Raw genomic sequence first — 18258 nt, 5'->3', positions numbered from 1 at the left:
TTCAGGACGAAGGCCGCGGCGATCGAGCGCGCATGTCCGCGCAGTAGTCCTTCGGCGGCAGCGGGGCCGTGCGCCAGACGGCGTCGTAAGCGCCCTTGTCTTCGTCCTCGTCCGGCGATTCCCCGGCCTGCAGCCGCACGGACTTGACCGACACATCGGTCGGCAGGTGCTGCGGCACGCCCAGCACCTTGGTGGCGTGGCCCGCGCCGCTGACCAGCAGCACCGTCTTGCCCGGCTGGCGGGCCTTGACGATGGCCTGCGCCATGGCGCGGTCGCGCCCCACCTGGATGCGCGCCATTGGAACGATCTGGGGCTCGGGCAGCAGCTTGCAGTGGCCTTCCCGCACGGCGTCCTGCTGCGCGGCGTAGGCCTCGCCGTTGAGCTGCACGTCGAGCGAGACGTCGGCCATGGCGTTCTTCATGCGCGAACGCGGCAGGTTGGCGCCGATGACGGGCACGCCGGCGCGCACGGCGGCCATCACCACCGGGCCGTAGCTTTGCCAGGGCCAGGCTTTGTCGTTCCAGGCCAGTGCGTCGCGCACCTGCGCATCGGTGGCCGCGGCGTCGAGGCGGAGGGTGCTGTGGCCTTCCTCGGCCATTTCGAGCAGCAGCGCGGCCAGCTGGCCCCGGCCGGCCAGTGCCTCGACGGTTTCGCGCTCGATCGCGTGGTGCTCGGGAGCGTCGTGCTGCTCGCCGAGGATCAGCGCGTCCACCGGCAGCAGCGCTGCCGCGCGGCGCGCCACCGGTGCATCGGGGCCGTCGAGCAACGCGGTGCAACCCGCCAGGGCCATGGCAGCGAACAGGGGCAGCAGGAAGCGGGAAGCCCGTGCGGGAAAGGGTTGGCATCGCATCGCGCCATACTATGCGCTGGCGCTCGCCCGCAGCGCCATCCAATTCCGCTTCTTCCTGCCCGTGTCTCTCCGCTTTCTGGTTCGCGTGCTGGCCACGCTGTTGCTTGCGCTCGCCGCGGCCGAAATCTGCCTCGCCCTGCACACACCCCTGCCGTGGATGATCGGCCCGCTGCTGGCGGTCTCGCTGGCATCGATTGCCGGCGCGCCCACGGCCAGCCTTACGCCGCTGCGCAATGCCGGGCAGTGGACCATCGGCACGGTGCTGGGCCTTTATTTCACGCCGCAGGTGGTGGCGCTGGTGGCCGGCGTCTGGTGGGCGATTGCGCTGGCCATTGCCTGGGCCCTGCTGCTTGGCTGGGGATTCGGGCGCTGGCTGCACGGCGTGCATGCCCGGCGGATGCCGCATGTGCCGGCCAGATCCATGAGAGCCACGACTTACTTCTCTGGCGCCATCGGCGGCGCCTCCGAAATGACGCTGCTGGCCGAATCGGCCGGCGCGCGCACCGACCTGGTGGCCGCGGCGCACAGCCTGCGGCTGGTGGTGGTGACCATCGCCATTCCGTTTGCGATGCAGTGGAGCGGGCTGCACGGGCTGGAAGTCAATCCGTCCACGGTGCGCGAAGTGAATGCGGGCGGGCTCCTGCTGCTCGCGCTGGCCACCGGTGTCGGCGGGCTTGCGATGCGGGCGCTGGGCCGCACCAACCCGTGGTTCATGGGGCCGCTGCTGGTGGCCATGGGTTTCACCATCGCGGGCCAGCCGCTGTCGGCCGTGCCCGGCTGGATGTCGAACACGGCGCAGCTCGTGATTGCGGTGAGCCTGGGCGTGCGCTTCAGCCGCGAATTCCTGCACACGGCGCCGCGCTGGCTCGGTTCGGTGGCGCTGGGCACCGTCGGCATGCTGGTGCTGTGCGCGGGTGCCGCCTGGCTGCTGGCCCGGGCGACGGGGCTGCATCCCGCCACCATGATCCTGGGCACCTCGCCGGGCGGCATTGCCGAGATGTCGATCACCGCCAAGGTGCTGCAGCTGGGCGTGCCGGTGGTGACGGCGTTCCAGGTCTGCCGGCTGGTGGCGGTGCTGCTGCTCGTGGGGCCGATGTACCGATGGATTTACCAACGGAAATGAGCGGCAGGCGCTCAAAGGGCGCAAAAAAAGCGCCGCTCGGGCGCTTTTTTTTGATCGGGCGGGGTGGAGAGCCCGGGTTTTCAGTGCACCAGCACCGGGGTGTGGGCCAGTTCGGCATAGCCCTCGAGCGTGTCCTCGACCTCTTCCTGCGTGGGCGTGTTGAGCTGCCAGGCGGCAATCTGCTGCTGGAACAGCTCGGCCCAGGAACCGTCGAGGTAGACCTCCTTGCCCGAGCGCTTGTCGACGATCTCGAAGCCGTGGCGTTCCAGCACCGGGACGTTGGGCTGGTCCGGGGTGTCGCCTTCGTTCGGCTGCACGTGCACGACGACGAAGGACTCCGAGTCATAGAGCATGTTCATTGCGGGGCCTGTGAGGATGTCGATGGCATTCATGGGGGTTAGATAGCAATCAACGCGCCAGTTTCAAGAAGGGTTGTCGCATTGCGGTCACAACGGTGTTTCTTTACTTGTTTTGTACTATCAGCTGGACGGCCCCGCGGGAAGGGATTCACGCAACTGCATGTCGGCGAAGTCGCCGTTGGGCTGTGTCTGTTTCATCCGTACCGGTAGGTACCCCAGCGCGGGCGCGAGCCAGATTTCGATCTTGTCGTCGAATTCGCGCCGCGGGCTGCGCGTGAGCTTGCGCACCGCGTAGTCGCCAGCCGGCACGCTCATCTGCTCCTCGCCTTCGATGTTGAACACCCAGACGCCCGCGTCGCGCGGCCCTGCCGTCTGGATGGAAATGCGGCTGCCGGCCGGGTAGCGGCCCGGGTCGCCCGCCAGCATGCCGCCGAGCTGCATCACCACGCTGAGCCGGTCCTGCGCGCCCGGCAGCAGGGGCACGCTGGGCGCGTTGTTGCTGAACATGATCTGGCCCTGGTCGCGCAGGAAGTGCGAGGCGAGCTCGCCCTTGCGGCTTTCGGAAAAACGCGCCGGCTCGATGCCGGTGGGGCCGATCCGGCCGGTGCTGTGCTGGCTGCGGATGGTGCGGAACAGGAATTTGAGCGAGAGCCGGGCGTCGTAGCTGCTGCCGTCCTGCAGCCAGACCAGGTCGCCGAAAACCCCCTGCATCGGCGAGGCGCCCTGCTGGCCCGTGACCGCGAAGGCAAGCTTGACCGAACCCGGGATGCGCAGCGCCTCGGGCCCGACGACATTGCCCGCCGCGGCGCTGGCGGCGCCCGCAGCCTCGCCCGGCGCGCCGTTTCCGACGCCGGTGTTGGCCGTGCTGCCCGCCCCGCCCAGGGCGGCGCCTGCGGGGGCGCTCACCGGCGGCTCGGGAGCGGCTGCTCCTGAGTCGATAGCGGTCTGCGCTGTCAGGTCAGGCGTGGGCGCCGGGGCGGGTTCCGAAACCTGGGGTTGCGGCGCCGGCTCCGGGGCCGCAGCGGGCCTGGGCCTGGATGGCTCGCGCGGCCGCCGCGGCTTTGCAGGCGGCGGCGGCTTGGCCGCGGCAGCGGGTGGCGCGGCGGCGGGCGCAGCCGGCTGTTCCGCGGCCGGCGGTGCGATCACGATGGTCCGGGTGATGAACTTGTTCGCGAGCGGCGAGGGATCGGGCCCGATCACAGTGGGCGCGAGGTCCAGCAGCAGCACGTGGGCCAGCGCCACCGCCAGCGTCAGCCCGGCCAGCGCGCGCCACGACGGGCGCGCGGGCGGGGCGGCGGAGGAAGGCAACGGGGAGGCGACGAGCGTCGGCATGATGTGGTGGAGTGAGCGCCGGCGCCGAGGTTCACCGGGAGCACCTCGGTACACTGCCGCCCGTTCAACCAGTTTAGTGGGCGCGGCGCCGGCTCTCGTGTTCGCGCCGTGTCCTTCATCACGCATTTGCCATCATGAAACTCGCCACCCTGAAGGACGGCTCGCGCGACGGCCAGCTCGTCGTCGTCTCGCGCGACCTCACGCTCGCCCACTACGCCACCGGCATCGCCAGCCGGCTGCAGCAGGTGCTGGACGACTGGGGCTTCATGAGCCCGCAGCTGCAGGACCTGTACGACGCGGTCAACACCGGCCGCGCGCGCCATTCCTTCCCGTTCGACCCCGCCCAGTGCATGGCGCCGCTGCCGCGCGCCTACCAGTGGGCCGACGGCTCGGCCTACCTGAACCACGTCGAGCTGGTGCGCAAGGCGCGCAATGCCGAAGTACCCGAGAGCTTCTATACCGACCCGCTCATGTACCAGGGCGGCAGCGACGACTTCCTCGGCCCCACCGATGACGTGGTCGTGCCCAGCGAAGCCATGGGCATCGACTTCGAGGCCGAGATCGCGGTGGTCACCGGTGACGTGAGGATGGGCGCCACGCCCGACCAGGCGCTCGACGGCATCCGCCTGGTGATGCTGGCCAACGACGTGAGCCTGCGCAACCTGATCCCGGCCGAGCTGGCCAAGGGCTTCGGCTTCTTCCAGAGCAAGCCGGCCACCGCCTTCAGCCCTGTGGCCGTGACGCTCGACGAGCTTGGCGAAGCCTGGCAGCACGGCCGCGTGCACCTCACGCTGCAAAGCAGCTGGAACGGCCGCAAGGTCGGCATGTGCGACGCCGGGCCCGAGATGACCTTCCACTTCGGCCAGCTCATCGCCCACATCGCCAAGACGCGCAACGTGCGCGCCGGCAGCATCGTCGGCAGCGGCACCGTGAGCAACAAGGGCGTGGAAAGGAACGGCCAGATGGACTGGCCCAAGGGCTATTCGTGCATTGCCGAGAAGCGCTGCATCGAAACCATCCAGGGCGGCGAGCCCGTCACCGACTTCATGAAGTTCGGCGACACCATCCGCATCGAGATGAAGGGCCTGGACGGCCGCTCGCTGTTCGGCGCAATCGACCAGGAGATCGTGTCGGCGGCGGGGCGGCCGAAGGTGGCGCCGGTGTCGCTGGCGGACCCGCAGGACGACGACGGCGCCGAAGACTAGTGCGGCGCGGCGCGCAGCAGCTCCTTCTGGCTGCGTATGCCCAGCCGCCGGAACGCCCGGTACTGGTGGGTGCGCACCGTCGTCAGTTCGATGCCGACTTCACGTGCCGTTTCCTTGGCCGTGCGGCCGGCCATCAGGTGGCCGATGACTTCGCGCTCGCGCAGGCTCAAGGTCAGAAGGCGCGAGGCGAGGGTGGGCGCCACCGCCTCCCGGGCGGCCATGGCGCTGCGGCCGTGGGCCAGGGTGGCGTCGGCCAGGAGCGTGGCATGGCGCTCGATGGCCGCGAAGTCGGCGGCGCCGAATTCGGGCTGCGCAAGGCTCCGGTAGAAGCTCACGGCCACGCGCTGGCCGGCGGGCGTCAGGCGCAGCACCGACGCGCGCTCGCGGATGCCCACGTCGCCGTAGCAGGCCGCGCGGTAGGCCGGGTCGGCCACCTCGTCGGCGCGCTGGTGGCCCAGCCAGAGCTGCGCGCGCCGGGGCAGCTTGCGTGCCGCCAGCCAGGTCATGTTGGGATCGAGCAGGTCGAAGCGCTGCGCCACGTAGCGCTCGGCCGTGCGTTCGGCCGTGGTGCCGTAGCTGCTGGCGGCCGACACCGTCTCGATGCGGCCGGTGGCATCGACCGCGAACACGGTGCAGAAGGTCACAGGCATCACGCGGTGCATGGCCGCGAGGCAGCTGGCCGCCAGGTGCGGCGTGCCGATGCCCGCGAGCACGTCGCCGACGATGGCTGTGGACAACGCGTTGTCTGCAGCGGGCTGAATGCGCCAGCGTCTCATGAAGCAGGTAGGTCAGGGTAATTACTTCGTACGAAGTTATGACGATGGCCGGCACCACACATCGGGACAATCCCGCTGCATGACGAACCTCACCGTTGCGGCCGCCGCGCCGCCGCCCGGCACACGGGCCGCCGATGCCGCCAGCGGCCCCGTGCCGCCACCGGCCAGCGCCACCGGACTGCCGCCCTCCGTCGGCGCCTTTCACTACACGCGCTACCCGGCACGGACGCCTGCGCTCGCGCCGGGCGGCATGGAGCCGGGCCGCCATCCGGTGGTGATTGCGGGCGGCGGGCCCGTCGGCATGGCGCTTGCGCTGGGGCTCGCAAGCCAGGGCGTGCGCTGCGTGATCCTCGAAGCCGACGACACGGTGTGCGTGGGCAGCCGGGCGGCCTGCATCTCGCGCCGCAGCCTGGAGATCATGGAACGCCTGGGCGTGCAGCCGGCCTTCATGGCCAAGGGCCTGCCGTGGACCGGCGGGCGCAGCTTCTACAAGACGGCCGAGGTCTTTCGCTTCGAGATGCCGCACGACGAAAGGCAGAAGCTGCCGCCGATGATCAACCTCGAGCAGTACTACATCGAGCAGTACCTGCTCGAGGAAATTCTCCGACGCAACGAGGCGGCGCCGGGGCTCGTCGACATCCGCTGGGGCACCGAGCTCACCGGCCTCGCACAGGACGAAGAGGGCGTGACGCTGGACGTGCGCAACCCCGAGGGCGCCTACCGGCTGCGCAGCCAATGGCTCGCCGCCTGCGACGGCGGCCAGAGCTTCGTGCGCAAGGCGCTGGGGCTCGCGCTCGAGGGCACGGGCTACGAAGGCCGCTACGTGATCATCGACATCGAGCTGCACAGCAAGCACCCGACCGAGCGCCGCGCCTGGTTCGACCCGCCGTGGAACCCGGGCTCGACCGTGCTGATGCACCGCCAGCCCGACGACATCTGGCGCATCGATTACCAGTTGCGCGCGGGCCAGAGCACCGAGAAAGCGCTGCAGCCGGCGGCCGTGGCCGAATTCGTGCAGCGCCACCTGGACGCCATCGGCGAAGGCCACCTGCCGTGGAAGACGGTCTGGACTTCGGTCTACCGCGCAGGGGCGATGACGCTCGACAGCTACCGGCATGGCCGGGTGCTGTTCGCGGGCAATGCGGCGCATGCGATGCCGATCTTCGGCGTGCGCGGCCTCAATTCAGGCTTCGACGATGCGGACAACCTGGCCTGGAAGCTGGCCTTCGTGGCGCGCGGCCTGTCGGATGCGTCGCTGCTCGACTCGTACTCGCAGGAGCGCATCGCGGCCTTCCACGTCAATGCGGAGAACGCCATGCGCAGCACCGAGTTCATGTCGCCGCCGTCGCGCGGCTTCGATCTGTTGCGCGAGGCCGCGCTCTCGCTGTCGCAGGTGCACCGCGGCATTGCGCAGCTGATCAATCCGCGCCAGACCCAGGCCGTGCGCTACGCGGATTCGGCGTTGTCGAGCGAAGGCGATGCGCTGCCTGCGGGCCCGCTGCCCGGAGAGGTCATGGCCGAGCAGCCACTCGAGCAAGGCCACCTGACCGACTGGATCGGCCCGGTGTTCACGCTGCTGGTGCTGCAGCCGGGCACCGATGCCGTGCCGCTGCCGGACGACGAAGTGGCACAGGCGCTTGGCGGCCTCCTGCCGTTCGCGGTGCGCACCATTGCGGGCCCGGGCATCGAAGGTGCCGACGCGCAGGCCGGGCCCGCCGTGTTCGAGGCGCTGGGCGGGCGCGACGGTGCCGTCTACCTGCTGCGCCCCGACGGCCATGTGGCCGCGCGCTGGCGGCGCATGCCCCGCGGCGCACTGCGGGCCGCATTGGCCCGCGCCGCGGCCGCCGCTTCCACGGAGATCTCCGCATGACCACAGCGCTTCCATCCGATGCGCGCGACCGGCTCTACGCAGAGTGCGCGCGCGCCATCACCGAGGCGGGCGCCGAGCGCGAATCGCTGTTTCTCGCCCGCCTCGCGCTGCTGCTGTTCGAGCAGGTCGGCGACGAGGCGCGCTGCCGCGCCGCGCTGGCCGACGCACTGCACGCGCTGCCCGTACCATCGCTGTCCGCAACCGAACCCCAACAAAAAGGAGACTGATCCATGGATCGCCGCACCCTTCTCGCCACGCTCGCCTCCGGCGCCGCCGTGGCCGCCGCGCCCTTTGCCCGCGCACAGGACTATCCCGCGCAACTCATCAAGTGGGTGGTGCCCTATCCGGCCGGCGGCGGCACCGACGTGATCGCACGCGTGCTGGCCGAAGCCATGCGCCAGACGCTGGGCCAGCAGATCGTGGTCGACAACCGCCCCGGCGCCTCGACCAACATCGGCGCCGACCTCGTCGCCAAGAGCAAGCCCGACGGCTACACCATCCTCTCGGCGGACAACGCCGTGCTGGCCTTCAACGAGCACCTGTTCGGCAAGCTGCCGTTCAATCCGGAAAAGGACTTCACCTACATCGGCGCGATCGGCAAGTTCCCGCTCGCGCTGGTGGTGCATCCCGACTTTCCGGCCAAGAATTTCAAGGAGTTCCTGGCCTATGTGAAAGCCAATCCGGGCAAGGTCAACTACGCCTCGCCGGGCAATGGCTCGCCGCACCACCTGGCCATGGAAATGTTCAAGGCCCGCACCGGCACCTTCATCACCCACATTCCCTATCGGGGCGCCGCGCCCGCCATGGCCGACGTCATGGGCGGCCAGGTGCCGTGCATGTTCCTCGACCTGGCCTCGGGCCTGCCGATCATGCAGGGCAACAAGGTGCGCGTGCTGGCTATCGGCTCGGGCGCGCGCAGCAAGGCGCTGCCCAACGTGCCGACGCTGGCCGAAGTGGGCGTGCCCAACACCGAGGTGTTCGCGTTCCAGGGCATCCTCGGCCCGGCGGGGCTGCCGCCCGCGGTGGTCGCCAGGCTCAACAGCGAGCTGAACCGCGCGTTCGGCACGCCGGCCGTGCAGAAGCGCTTCGACGATTTCGGCATGGAAGCCATGCCGGGCACGCCGGCGCAGTTCGCGGCGCTGTCGCGCGCCGAGTCCAGGCGCTGGGGCCCGATCATCAAGCAGGCCGGCATCAAGCTGGACTGAAGCGCTACTGCGTGTAGGCCTTGCGCGAGCCGTCTTCCAGGACGTGCTCGTCATGCTGCAGTTCGCCGTTCTCGTCCCAGCTGCGCTCGCGCGTCACGCGGCCCTTGGCATCGAAGCTCGATTCCGCCAGCAGGATGCCCTTTTCGCTGAAGCGCCGGTGCGTGCCCACCGGCACTTGGTGCCCGCGGCCCGCCACCAGGTAGTGGCCATGGGCGGCGCGCTGGCCGCTCTCGTAGAAATCGGTGATCTCGACCGTGCGCGCATTGCCGCTTCCGCGGTAGACCGACTTGCTGCGCGGCCGGCCATTGAGGTGGTAGCTGTCGTCGCCGATCGGTTCGCCCGCCGGGTTCCATCGCTGGTCACGGATCAGCGTTCCCTTTTCGGAAAACTCCTGCTCGCGTTGCCGCACCGCGCTGCGCTCGACCAGCAGCCACACGGTTTCGCGGCGCTTCACGCCTTCGGATGAAAACTGGCGCTCGGTGCGCTGGCTGCCGACGATCTCGTCCTGCACCGAAGGCTTGCCGTTGTCGTAGAAGTTCTGCGAGCGCACCCGCTTGCCCGACAGGTACGACAGCCGCGAGCGCAGGATGCCGCCCGCATCGAACAGATCGACCTGCGACGGCCCGCCGATGAATCCGCACAGCCGGGCGTCGTCGACGGCCGGCGCCAGCATGGGCGTTTCGCCGCAGCGCAGGGCCGACATCTGGCCGCGTTCGGTGAACTCGACGAAGGCGCGGTCGGTTCCAACGGCCGGATAGAAAGTGACCCGGCGCAGCTGGCCGCCCGGGTAGAAGCTGCGCACGAGGCCCTGCTCCTGCCCGTCGTCGTAGACCGCCTCGCGCACGACCTGCCCGTTGGGCGCGAACTCGCGTGCGAGGCCGTGGATGTGGCCCTTGGCGTTGAGGGTGTGCTCCCTGGCCAGCTTGCCCTTTTCATAGAAGCGCGCCAGGCCCATGAAGACGCCGTTCTGGATCTGCTGCTCGCGCTGGAGCTCGCCGGTTTCGCGCTCCTTGCAGCGCATCAGCCCCGTCTTGCCCGAGGTGCTGCTGCCGTCGGAGGGATTGACCTTGCGGTCGTTGAGCTCGCAATCGAGGACCGCGTGGGCGGGGCCCGCCGCCAAGAGCCAGAGTGCGGCGGCCGCGATCCGGAATGCGCTTGTACCGCTGCCCGCAGTGGCTGCGAGCCGGCTGGGAGCGGCTCGGGGCGGAGGGTTCATTTGTCGTAGAGCGCTGCCAGGGAGCGAAAGCCCTTGACCTCGATCGGATTGCCGAACGGGTCGCAGAAGAACATGGTCCACTGCTCGCCCGGCTGGCCCTCGAAACGCACCTGCGGTTCGAGCACGAAGTCGGTGCCTGCGTCTTTCAGCCGCTGCGCAAGTGCCTGCCAGTCGGGCAGGGCAAGCACGATGCCGAAGTGCGGCATCGGCACCATCGCGTCGCCGACGCGGCCGGTGCGCGAGGTGGCGAAGGGTTCGCCCAGGTGCAGCGAGATCTGGTGGCCGAAGAAGTCGAAATCGACCCACGTGTCGGTGCTGCGGCCTTCGGCACAGCCGAGAACCTGGCCATAGAAGCGGCGGGCCGCATCGAGATCGCGGACGTGGAAGGCAAGATGGAAGATGCTCTGCATGTTCCGGATTATGGGCAGCGGTGCTGTGAGAATGCCGGACTTTCTTTCATCGTGGAGCAAGCCTTGCGGATACTCCGGATCCTGGTTGCGCCGAGGCGCGACACCCTTTTGAAGGCGCGCATGCAGGCGTCTGTACTCTTGCGCCTGCCGCGCCTCGCGCTGGCCGGCGCCTGCTGCGTTTTCGCACTGGCGGCGCAGGGCGCCTGCCCGCCGTCCGCCATTGCCAGCCTCGGAAAGCCCGGTGCCGCCGTCGGCCAGTGGAATGCGGCCGACCGCGGCCTGCTGTGGCGCGCCGAGCGCGACGGGCGCACATCCTGGCTCTATGGAACCATTCATCTCGGGCGCGCCGAGTGGGTGCGGCCCGGGCCCACGGTGCAGAAGGCGCTGGAGCAGAGCGATGCGCTCGCGCTGGAACTCGACGTGCGCGACCCGGTCGCGATGCAGCCCCTGACGCAGCAGGCCGACCCGGCCGTGGTCGCGCGGCTGCTCAGCGGCGAGCGCGCACAGCGGCTGGCGCGCCAGAACGAGGCGGCCTGCGTGCCGCCCGGCCAGACCGCGGGGCTGCAGCCCATCCTGCAGGTCATGTCGCTGGCGGGCCTGGTGGCGCGCGCGGATGGTCTGTACCCCGAATTCGGCGCCGACGAGGCCCTGGCGGTTTCCGCGCGCAACAACAGCAAGCCGGTGTTCGCCCTCGAAAACGCCGCCGCGCAATTGAAGGCGCTGACCGGCGGTTCCGAGGCCGAAGAGGCCGAGCAGATCGACGCGGCCCTGACCGAACTGGAATCGGGCCAGCTGCGCGCGCAGATGAAGGAGCTGGCCGACATCTGGGCGCGCGGCGACGCGGACAGGCTCGGCCGCTACCCCGAGTGGTGCAACTGCCTCAACACGCCGGCCGAGCAGCGGCTCATGAAGCGCCTGCTGGACGAGCGCAATCCCGGCCTGGCCGACGGCATCGAGCGCATGCACGCGGGCGGCCAGCGCGTGTTCGCTGCGGTGGGCGCGCTGCACATGGTCGGCCCGCAGGGGCTGCCGGCGCTGCTGGCGGCGCGCGGATTCCAGGTGGCGGCGGTTCCGCTGGTGGCGCAGCCGCCCGTCGCGGTGCCGACGGCGCCCGCGCCAAAGGCGAGCGCCCGCGGCGCGCAAGGGGCCAGGAGCAATCGCGGCGCCAAAGCTTCCGGCGCCAAGGCCTCGGGAACCCGGAGCACGGGCAATGCCAGGTCCGCCCAGCGCGCACCGGCACCAAAGAGCAAACAACGCCGATAATCGCCAGCGCCATGCACCTGCTGCGAAACCATCCCCGCTTCCTCGGCCTCGTCGGCCGTTGGGTGCTGCTGTGGTTCGCGCTCTCGATCGGCGCGGCGGTGGCCTCGCCGATCGTGCATCCGCAGGCCGTCGAACTGGTGTGCTCGAGCGCCGGCTCGATCAAGGCGGTGGTCCACACCGAAGACGGCGTGCAGGAGATGGGCGCATCGCACATGGACTGCCCGCTGTGCGTGCTGACCGGCGCACCGCCGCCGTCGCCGGCCGCCGCCGCTTTCGACCTTCCCCTGCCGCTGGGCCGCGTGGTCCAGTCCATTCCCGCCGCGCGCCTGGCCGCGGCCACCGCCGCGCCGCTGCCGGCGCGCGGACCTCCCGCCTTCTCCTGAAGCTGTCAAAACCGTCGCCGACTGCGCCCGATTCGAGGGGGGCATGCGGCCTGTCCGGCTTGAAGTTCGTGGAGCAGGTTTCCAGTGAAAAAGCATTCCCGCGCCGTGGCGATCGCCATGGCATTTCCCCTTGGCGCGCCCGCGTGGGCGCAGGACGCGCCTGATCCATCCGGCGGCAGCGCTGCGCGCACCCTGAGCACCGTCACGGTCAGCGACGGCCGCCCGACCTCGCTGCCGACCCAGATTCCGACCACCATCGAGGGCGTGACGCACGAGCAGATCGCCGAAACCGTCAACGCCACCGACGGCGAAGACGCGCTCAAGTACCTGCCCAGCCTGGTGGTGCGCAAGCGCTACATCGGCGATTTCAACCATGCGGTGCTTGCCACACGCGCCTCGGGCACCGGCAACAGCGCGCGCTCGATGGTGTACGCCGACGGCATCATGCTGTCGAACCCGCTGGGCAACGGCGCGACCTACGCGCCGCGCTGGGGCATGGTGTCGCCCGAAGAGATCGAGCGGGTCGACGTGCTGTACGGGCCGTTCTCGGCGGCCTACCCGGGCAACTCGGTCGGCGCCGTGGTCGACTATGTGACGCGCATGCCCACGAAACTCGAAGCGCACGCCAAGCTCAGCAGCTTCGCCTCGAACTTCGACCTGTACGGCAGCCATTCCTCACCCGCCGGCCAGCAACTCGAGCTCTCGCTGGGCAGCCGCAGCGGCGACTGGTCGTGGTGGCTCAGCGCCTCGCGCACCCACAGCAAAGGGCAGGCGCTGGTGTTCGGCAACCGCCTCGCGAGCGCCGGCGCCCTGGGCAACGCCGGCACGCCGGTCACGGGCGCGGTGCCGGGGCTGAACCCGTCGAACCAGCCCTGGTGGCTGGTGGGCGGCTCGACGATCTACGACACCACGCAGGAGCAGGCCAAGCTCAAGCTGGCCTACGACTTCTCTCCCACGGTGCGCGCCACCTACACGCTCGGCGCCTGGAACAACACCACGCACGGCGGCGTCGACACCTACCTGCGCGATGCCTTCGGCCGGCCGGTGTATTCGGGGCGCGTGAACATCGCCGGGCGAAGCTACAACCTCGATGCGCCGAGCGCCGCGCTGGCGCCGACCGAGACCGCGCTCACCCATTACATGCATGGCCTTTCGGCGAAGAGCCACACCGGGGGCGTGTTCGACTGGGAAGTGGCCGCGAGCCTGTTCGACTATGCGCGCGACACCTCGCGCACGCCCACCACGCCGCTGCCCGGTGCCTTCAACGGCGGACCGGGCCGCACCACCGACATGGGCGGCTCCGGCTGGCACACCTTCAAGGCCGCCGGCACATGGCGGCCCACCGGCTCGACCGAGGGCGTGGGCGCGCACGTGGTCGACTTCGGCTTCCAGCAGGACACGGCCCGCCTGCGCACCGGCGTCGGCAACACCTTCGACTGGATCGCGGGGCCGGCCGTGTCGCCGTTCTCCGCCTTCAACGGCAACACCCGATTGCAGTCGCTCTACGTGCAGGACACCTGGCGCTTCGCCAAGGACTGGAAGACCACGCTCGGCCTGCGCCACGAACGCTGGGAAGCCTATGGAGGCCAGCTCGGCAACGCCACGAGGCTGCTCGACTTTGCACCGCGCAGGAACAGCTACGACTCGCCCAAGGCCGCGCTTGCCTGGCAGGCCACGCCGGACTGGCTGCTCAAGGCATCGACCGGCCGGGCCGTGCGCATGCCGACCGTGAGCGAGCTCTACCAGGGCTCGATCGACGGCAGCCGCATCGTCAACACCGATCCCAACCTGCGTCCGGAGCGCTCGTGGACCACGGAGCTCAGCGCAGAGCGCGATCTGAAAGGCTGGGGGCTCGACGGCGTGCTGCGCACCACGCTCTTTTTCGAGAACACCAAGGATGCGCTCTACAGCCAGGCCCTCACCAATCTCGTGAGCACGGTGCAGAACGTCGATGCCATCCGCACCCGCGGGCTGGAGGTGGCGCTCAACGCGGTCGACGTGGGCGTGAAGGGGCTGGACCTGAGCGGCAGCCTCACGCTGACGCGCTCGAAGATCGCGGCCAACAGCGGTTTTCCCGCCAGCGTCGGCCGCGAACAGCCGCGCGTGCCGAAGCTGCGGGCCACGCTGCTCGCCACCTACCGGCCCGATGCGAGATGGAGCTACACCGTCGGCGCACGCTACAGCGGCAAGCAGTACGGCACGCTCGACAACATCGACGGCAACGGCGCGGCCTACATGGGCTTCTCGAAATTCTTCGTGGTCGATGCGCGCATCCGCTACCGGATCGACCGGCAATGGAGCGCCGCCTTCGGCATCGACAACCTCAACAACAACAAGTACTGGGCCTTCCACCCCTATCCGCAACGCACCTATGTGGCCGAACTCAAGTTCGACCTCTGATTCTCTTCACCGATTTTTTCAAGGAGTTCCCGCAATGAACCACCCACGCCTCATCCTGAAGACCGCTGCCGCATGCGCACTGCTGGCAGGCACGGCCGCCGCGTTCGCCCATGTCACCCTGCCTCGCGGCGGCGTTACCGTCGGCAGCGACTACAGCGCGGCCTTCCGTGTCGGCCACGCCTGCGAAGGCGCCAAGGCCACCACCGGCCTGGCCGTGCGCCTGCCCAAGGGTTTCCTGCTGAGCGACGCGCAGGCGCGCAAGGGCTGGAAGCTCGACGTGCAGAAGAACGCCGGCGACGGCGAAGTGCGCTGGACCGCCGAAAGCCCCCAGGCCGCGCTGCCCGCCAGCGAGCGCGCCGAGTTCGTGCTGCGCGGCAAGGTGCCCGGCACCCCCGGCCCGCTGTGGTTCAAGGTGCTGCAGACCTGCGACGTGGGCAGCATCGACTGGGCGGAAGTGCCGGCCTCGGGCAGTTCGACCGCGGGGCTCAAGAGCCCTGCCGCCAGGCTCGATGTGGTGGCGCAGGGCGTGGCCACGGTCGACGTGCGCGATGGCTGGGTGCGCCAGTCGGTGCCGGGCCAGAGCGGCACCGGGGCCTTCATGAAGCTCACCGCGCCCACCGGCGCCAGGCTAGTCGGCATCACGACGCCGGCCGCCGGCGTGGCCGAGGTGCACGAGATGAAGATGGAAGGCGACACCATGAAGATGCGCGAGCTGCCGGGCGGCCTCGACCTGCCCGCCGGCCAGACCGTCGAGCTCAAGCCGGGCGGCTACCACGTGATGATGATGGACCTGAAGCAGGCGCTGGCCAAGGGTTCGACCGTCCCGATGACGCTGCGTTTCGAGGATGCCAAGGGCCAGAAGAGCTCGCTCGAGCTGAACCTGCCGGTGGGCGCGCCCGAAGGGGCCGACGCCGCCGCGCCGGCCCATCAGCACAAGCACTGACGGCTGCGCCCTACAGCAGCTGGTCCGGCGCCAGCGGCCCGAACAGCCGCAGCAGCAGGCGCAGGGTCAGGCTGGCGTCGGGCTCGGTGGAGGTGTCCTTCAGCCCGCTGCCTTCGGGCGCCCGCCAGACTAGCGAGCCATCGTTCAGCTCGACCCGCCATGAGCCCTCGCGCATGCCGCGCTCGATCTGGGCGGACGCCGCGCGCGAGAGCTCGGCGCTGCGCACGAGCAGCGCGATCTCGGTGTTCTGCAGCTGCGAGCGCAGGTCCAGGTTCATCGAGCCGACCACCAGCAGCCGGCCGTCCATCACCAGCACCTTCGAATGCAGCATCGAGCGCGATTCGCCGAGGCTGCCGCCGCTGCCCGACGAGCCGAAGGCGTTGCCGACGCTGGCCTGCTCGCTGCGCAGCTCGTAGAGTTCCACGCCCATCCTGAGCAGGTCCTCGCGATGGCGCGAGTAGCCGACGTGCGCCACCGGCGCGTCGTTCGACGACAGCGAGTTGGTCAGCACGCGGATGCGCACGCCCCGGCTGCGAGCCGCCGCGAAGGCCTGCTTCATGTCCGGGCCGGGCACAAAGTAGGGCGAGATGATGAGCAGGTCGGTGCGCGCCTGGCCGATCAGCTGCAGCAGGCCTTCGACCACCGTGTCGCTGCCCGCGGCAAGGTCGGAGCTGGTTTCGAGCGCCGCCGCGCGCCGCGACGAACTGGCGGCGTCCCCGGGCTGGCTCACGACCAGGCCCGGCGCCCTCGTCGTCCCGGCGCCCTTGTCGGCCGGGATCTTTCCGGGCTGGTCGGCGAGCATCACCGCGGGCGCCCAGACGAAGCGGGCGGTTTGCAGGTCCATCGGTTTTTCGTCCCAGGCGCGGGCGAGCTGTGCCGGCGTGGGGGCGGCGCCTGGTTTCGGTTCTGCCTCGGGTGTTGCCGGCGGCGGTGAGTTCTGCGCACGGGCCGATTCGTCGGCCAGTTCCCGGTCGGCCTGCTGCGCGCGCTCGCGGATGGCTTCCAGTTCGCTGCGCTTGACCAGCGACTGGACGGGATAGGCGCGTTCGTTGTTCCAGTAGCTGTCGAAGCTGCGCGACAGGTCCCGCACGATCGGCCCCGCCGCCAGGATGTCGACGTCGATGTAGTTGCCCTTCAGCGCATTGCCGAAATAGGCATCGCCCAGGTTGCGCCCGCCGGTGACGCCGAGCACGTTGTCGGCGAGAAAGAGCTTGTTGTGCATCCGCTGCTGGATCCGCGAGGCATCGCCGATCGAGTTGAGCGCGCGAGCGAACGAAGACCCGCGCGCGCCGGCCAGCGGGTTGAACAGGCGCATCTCGATGTTGGGCACGAAAGCCAGGCCCAGCACCAGCGCATCGCGCCCGGTGCTGTGCAGATCGTCGAGCAGAATCCGCACCCGCACGCCGCGCTCGGCCGCCGCCCGGACTCCCCGCACCAGCCGGCCGGTGCTGGCGTCGGCATGGATGGCGTAGTACTGCAGGTCGAGCGTTTTCTGCGCGCCTTCGATCAGAGCGAGCCGGCTGCCGTAGGCGGCCGGAGGTCCCGCGAGCAGCAGGAAGCCGGATTCGAAGCGCGCTCCGTCGGCTTTGCGCCGCTGCTGCACCAAGGCCTCCAGCGCGGTGCCGTTGGGCGAGGAGAGCGCGGTCGAAACCGGCCGGTCGACGTGCTCGGGCAGTTGTGCGCAGGCGCCCTGCAGGACGAGGACAAGAAGCGCAATGGATCGGCCAAAGAGCGCGTAGAAAGAAGACATGCGGCGTTCCCGGAGCTTGGAAGCCGCATATATATCCCAGTCGGCGCCGCCCCGGCGTGGGACGGCGGGACAGTCCGGCGTAGAACCAATGGACTAGCGCCCGACGGACAGCTCTTCCTGGCGTTCCAGCGCGGCCAGCAACTCGTCGTCGATCTGGGCATGGCGCTGGCTCAGCTCGGCCGCGCGCGAAGCGTCGGTGGCGTAGATGGTGCCGCCGTCGAGCTCGAGCATTTCGCCGATGCGCTTCTGCTCGGCCTCGAGCGCCTCGAGCTGCGCCGGGAGCGCCTCGAGCTCGCGCTGCTCCTTGTAGCTGAGCTTCTTGCGCGCGGCGCCGGCCGGACGCGCGGGCGCCGGCTCGGTGGCGACGGGTGCCGGTGCGGGCGGCGAGGAGGCAGGCGCGGCGCCGGCGGCCTGCCTTTGCTCCGCGATCTCGCGCGCGCGCTTCGACTGGATCAGCCAGTCCTGCACGCTGCCCTCGTACTCGCGCCAGTGGCCGTCGCCCTCGAAGGCGATCGTGCTGGTCACCACGTTGTCCAGGAAGGTGCGGTCGTGGCTGACCAGGAACACGGTGCCGTCGTAGTCCTGCAGCAGGCCTTCGAGCAGTTCGAGCGTGTCGATGTCCAGGTCGTTGGTCGGTTCGTCGAGCACCAGCACATTGGCGGGGCGCGCGAACAGGCGCGCCAGCAGCAGCCGGTTGCGCTCGCCGCCGCTCAGGGAGCGAACCGGCGAATTGGCGCGCGCGGGGGAGAAGAGAAAGTCCGAAAGGTAGCTCTTCACGTGCTTGCGCTGGCTGCCAATCTCGATCCATTCGCTGCCCGGGCTGATGAAGTCCTCCAGCGTCGCATCGAGGTCGAGCTTGTCGCGCATCTGGTCGAAATACGCCACCTGCAGGTTGGTGCCGCGGCGGATCTTGCCGCTGTCCGGCTCGAGCTCGCCCAGGATCAGCTTGAGCAGCGTGGTCTTGCCCGCCCCGTTCGGGCCCAGCAGGCCGACCTTGTCGCCGCGCAGGATGGTGCCCGTGAACTTGCGGATCACGGTCTTTTCGCCGAAGGATTTGGTCGCCTCGGCGAGCTCGGCCACGATCTTGCCGCTGCTCTGGCCCGACGCCACGTCCATGTTGACGCTGCCTTGCACCTCCCGGCGCGCCGCGCGGCTTGCGCGCAGGGCTTCCAG

17 protein-coding genes (1 of these 17 only partly in view) are annotated in these 18258 nt (G+C 69.8%); 9 read left to right on the top strand and 8 right to left on the bottom strand.

Going from position 1 to position 18258, the window contains the following annotated elements:
- Position 1: 1 nt before the first annotated feature.
- Positions 2–790, bottom strand: a complete 789-nt coding sequence (locus tag ACAM54_RS22940) for a ChaN family lipoprotein (protein WP_025569779.1) — start codon at positions 788–790, stop codon at positions 2–4.
- A 121-nt stretch (positions 791–911) separates the two neighbouring features.
- On the opposite strand from ACAM54_RS22940, the gene ACAM54_RS22935 reads away from it, so the two are divergent.
- A complete protein-coding gene (locus ACAM54_RS22935; protein WP_029689508.1) occupies positions 912–1973 on the top strand; it encodes an AbrB family transcriptional regulator in 1062 nt (353 codons plus the stop codon).
- Positions 1974–2053: 80 nt separating this feature from the next.
- On the opposite strand, the gene ACAM54_RS22930 is transcribed toward ACAM54_RS22935, so the two are convergent.
- Together ACAM54_RS22930 and ACAM54_RS22925 are read right to left on the bottom strand one after the other, a co-directional pair.
- Entirely contained in the window at positions 2054–2365 is a 312-nt protein-coding gene (locus ACAM54_RS22930) for a DUF3567 domain-containing protein (protein ID WP_145739838.1), read from the bottom strand.
- Between the two features lie 87 nt (positions 2366–2452).
- Positions 2453–3664 carry a DUF3108 domain-containing protein gene (locus tag ACAM54_RS22925; protein ID WP_369649023.1) on the bottom strand — a complete coding sequence of 404 codons (1212 nt, stop codon included), beginning with the start codon at positions 3662–3664 and terminating at the stop codon, positions 2453–2455.
- A gap of 134 nt (positions 3665–3798) precedes the next feature.
- On the opposite strand from ACAM54_RS22925, the gene ACAM54_RS22920 reads away from it, so the two are divergent.
- Positions 3799–4869 carry a fumarylacetoacetate hydrolase family protein gene (locus ACAM54_RS22920; RefSeq protein WP_025569706.1) on the top strand — a complete coding sequence of 357 codons (1071 nt, stop codon included), beginning with the start codon at positions 3799–3801 and terminating at the stop codon, positions 4867–4869.
- On the opposite strand, the gene ACAM54_RS22915 is transcribed toward ACAM54_RS22920, so the two are convergent.
- The gene (locus tag ACAM54_RS22915) at positions 4866–5606 is read right to left on the bottom strand and encodes a LuxR C-terminal-related transcriptional regulator (RefSeq protein ID WP_369649022.1); all 741 of its coding nucleotides are present in this window, start codon (positions 5604–5606) and stop codon (positions 4866–4868) included. The two genes, ACAM54_RS22920 and ACAM54_RS22915, sit on opposite strands and share 4 nt — an antisense overlap.
- Before the next feature lie 118 nt (positions 5607–5724).
- Between ACAM54_RS22915 and ACAM54_RS22910 the strand changes: the two genes are divergently transcribed.
- From ACAM54_RS22910 to ACAM54_RS22900, 3 genes are read left to right on the top strand one after another with little or no spacing between them, the layout of a single operon-like run.
- Entirely contained in the window at positions 5725–7515 is a 1791-nt protein-coding gene (locus ACAM54_RS22910) for an FAD-dependent monooxygenase (protein WP_369649021.1), read from the top strand.
- Positions 7512–7742: a hypothetical protein gene (locus ACAM54_RS22905; protein ID WP_369649020.1), complete on the top strand. Its 231-nt coding sequence runs from the start codon at positions 7512–7514 to the stop codon at positions 7740–7742. The genes ACAM54_RS22910 and ACAM54_RS22905 overlap by 4 nt, the downstream gene beginning before the upstream one ends.
- Before the next feature lie 3 nt (positions 7743–7745).
- On the top strand, positions 7746–8720 hold the full coding sequence (locus tag ACAM54_RS22900; RefSeq protein ID WP_025569699.1) for a tripartite tricarboxylate transporter substrate binding protein: 975 nt from the start codon (positions 7746–7748) through the stop codon (positions 8718–8720).
- Positions 8721–8724: 4 nt separating this feature from the next.
- Here the strand turns inward: ACAM54_RS22900 and ACAM54_RS22895 are convergent, their stop codons facing one another.
- A complete protein-coding gene (locus ACAM54_RS22895; protein WP_369649019.1) occupies positions 8725–9936 on the bottom strand; it encodes a toxin-antitoxin system YwqK family antitoxin in 1212 nt (403 codons plus the stop codon).
- On the bottom strand, positions 9933–10346 hold the full coding sequence (locus tag ACAM54_RS22890; protein ID WP_025569473.1) for a VOC family protein: 414 nt from the start codon (positions 10344–10346) through the stop codon (positions 9933–9935). Before ACAM54_RS22890 ends, ACAM54_RS22895 begins: the two co-directional genes overlap by 4 nt.
- Positions 10347–10466: 120 nt before the next feature.
- Between ACAM54_RS22890 and ACAM54_RS22885 the strand changes: the two genes are divergently transcribed.
- The 4 genes from ACAM54_RS22885 to ACAM54_RS22870 all read left to right on the top strand — a co-directional run bounded on the left by ACAM54_RS22885 (position 10467) and on the right by ACAM54_RS22870 (position 15335).
- The gene (locus tag ACAM54_RS22885) at positions 10467–11609 is read left to right on the top strand and encodes a TraB/GumN family protein (protein WP_369649018.1); all 1143 of its coding nucleotides are present in this window, start codon (positions 10467–10469) and stop codon (positions 11607–11609) included.
- Between the two features lie 11 nt (positions 11610–11620).
- Positions 11621–11992, top strand: a complete 372-nt coding sequence (locus ACAM54_RS22880; RefSeq protein WP_025569475.1) for a DUF2946 family protein — start codon at positions 11621–11623, stop codon at positions 11990–11992.
- A 117-nt stretch (positions 11993–12109) separates the two neighbouring features.
- Positions 12110–14392, top strand: coding sequence for a TonB-dependent receptor (locus ACAM54_RS22875; RefSeq protein ID WP_369649017.1), 2283 nt, complete (start codon positions 12110–12112; stop codon positions 14390–14392).
- Between the two features lie 34 nt (positions 14393–14426).
- A complete protein-coding gene (locus ACAM54_RS22870; protein WP_145739857.1) occupies positions 14427–15335 on the top strand; it encodes a copper chaperone PCu(A)C in 909 nt (302 codons plus the stop codon).
- Between the two features lie 10 nt (positions 15336–15345).
- On the opposite strand, the gene ACAM54_RS22865 is transcribed toward ACAM54_RS22870, so the two are convergent.
- Complete coding sequence (locus ACAM54_RS22865; protein ID WP_369649016.1) at positions 15346–17085, bottom strand: phospholipase D family protein; 1740 nt, start codon at positions 17083–17085, stop codon at positions 15346–15348.
- A 93-nt stretch (positions 17086–17178) separates the two neighbouring features.
- Positions 17179–18258, bottom strand: partial view of an ATP-binding cassette domain-containing protein gene (locus tag ACAM54_RS22860; protein ID WP_369649015.1) — the 3' portion only. The gene runs 831 nt beyond the window's last position; only the last 1080 of its 1911 coding nucleotides appear in the window; its start codon lies off the right edge, out of view; its stop codon occupies positions 17179–17181.

The sequence above is a fragment of the Variovorax sp. V93 genome (assembly GCF_041154485.1).
Classification (GTDB): Bacteria; Pseudomonadota; Gammaproteobacteria; order Burkholderiales; family Burkholderiaceae_C; genus Variovorax; species Variovorax beijingensis_A.
Note: the sequence above shows the minus strand (reverse complement) of the source record. Positions and strands in the feature narration are given on the sequence as shown.

Excerpts from the sequence above, each read along its gene's own strand:
- ACAM54_RS22875 (WP_369649017.1), top strand. The coding sequence starts at position 12,110 with ATGGCATTTCCCCTTGGCGCGCCCGCGTGGGCGCAGGACGCGCCTGAT.
- ACAM54_RS22895 (WP_369649019.1), bottom strand. The coding sequence starts at position 9,936 with ATGAACCCTCCGCCCCGAGCCGCTCCCAGCCGGCTCGCAGCCACTGCG.
- ACAM54_RS22880 (WP_025569475.1), top strand. The coding sequence starts at position 11,621 with ATGCACCTGCTGCGAAACCATCCCCGCTTCCTCGGCCTCGTCGGCCGT.
- ACAM54_RS22890 (WP_025569473.1), bottom strand. The coding sequence starts at position 10,346 with ATGCAGAGCATCTTCCATCTTGCCTTCCACGTCCGCGATCTCGATGCG.
- ACAM54_RS22920 (WP_025569706.1), top strand. The coding sequence starts at position 3,799 with ATGAAACTCGCCACCCTGAAGGACGGCTCGCGCGACGGCCAGCTCGTC.
- ACAM54_RS22870 (WP_145739857.1), top strand. The coding sequence starts at position 14,427 with ATGAACCACCCACGCCTCATCCTGAAGACCGCTGCCGCATGCGCACTG.
- ACAM54_RS22910 (WP_369649021.1), top strand. The coding sequence starts at position 5,725 with ATGACGAACCTCACCGTTGCGGCCGCCGCGCCGCCGCCCGGCACACGG.
- ACAM54_RS22865 (WP_369649016.1), bottom strand. The coding sequence starts at position 17,085 with ATGTCTTCTTTCTACGCGCTCTTTGGCCGATCCATTGCGCTTCTTGTC.
- ACAM54_RS22940 (WP_025569779.1), bottom strand. The coding sequence starts at position 790 with ATGGCCCTGGCGGGTTGCACCGCGTTGCTCGACGGCCCCGATGCACCG.
- ACAM54_RS22900 (WP_025569699.1), top strand. The coding sequence starts at position 7,746 with ATGGATCGCCGCACCCTTCTCGCCACGCTCGCCTCCGGCGCCGCCGTG.
- ACAM54_RS22930 (WP_145739838.1), bottom strand. The coding sequence starts at position 2,365 with ATGAATGCCATCGACATCCTCACAGGCCCCGCAATGAACATGCTCTAT.
- ACAM54_RS22905 (WP_369649020.1), top strand. The coding sequence starts at position 7,512 with ATGACCACAGCGCTTCCATCCGATGCGCGCGACCGGCTCTACGCAGAG.
- ACAM54_RS22925 (WP_369649023.1), bottom strand. The coding sequence starts at position 3,664 with ATGCCGACGCTCGTCGCCTCCCCGTTGCCTTCCTCCGCCGCCCCGCCC.
- ACAM54_RS22885 (WP_369649018.1), top strand. The coding sequence starts at position 10,467 with ATGCAGGCGTCTGTACTCTTGCGCCTGCCGCGCCTCGCGCTGGCCGGC.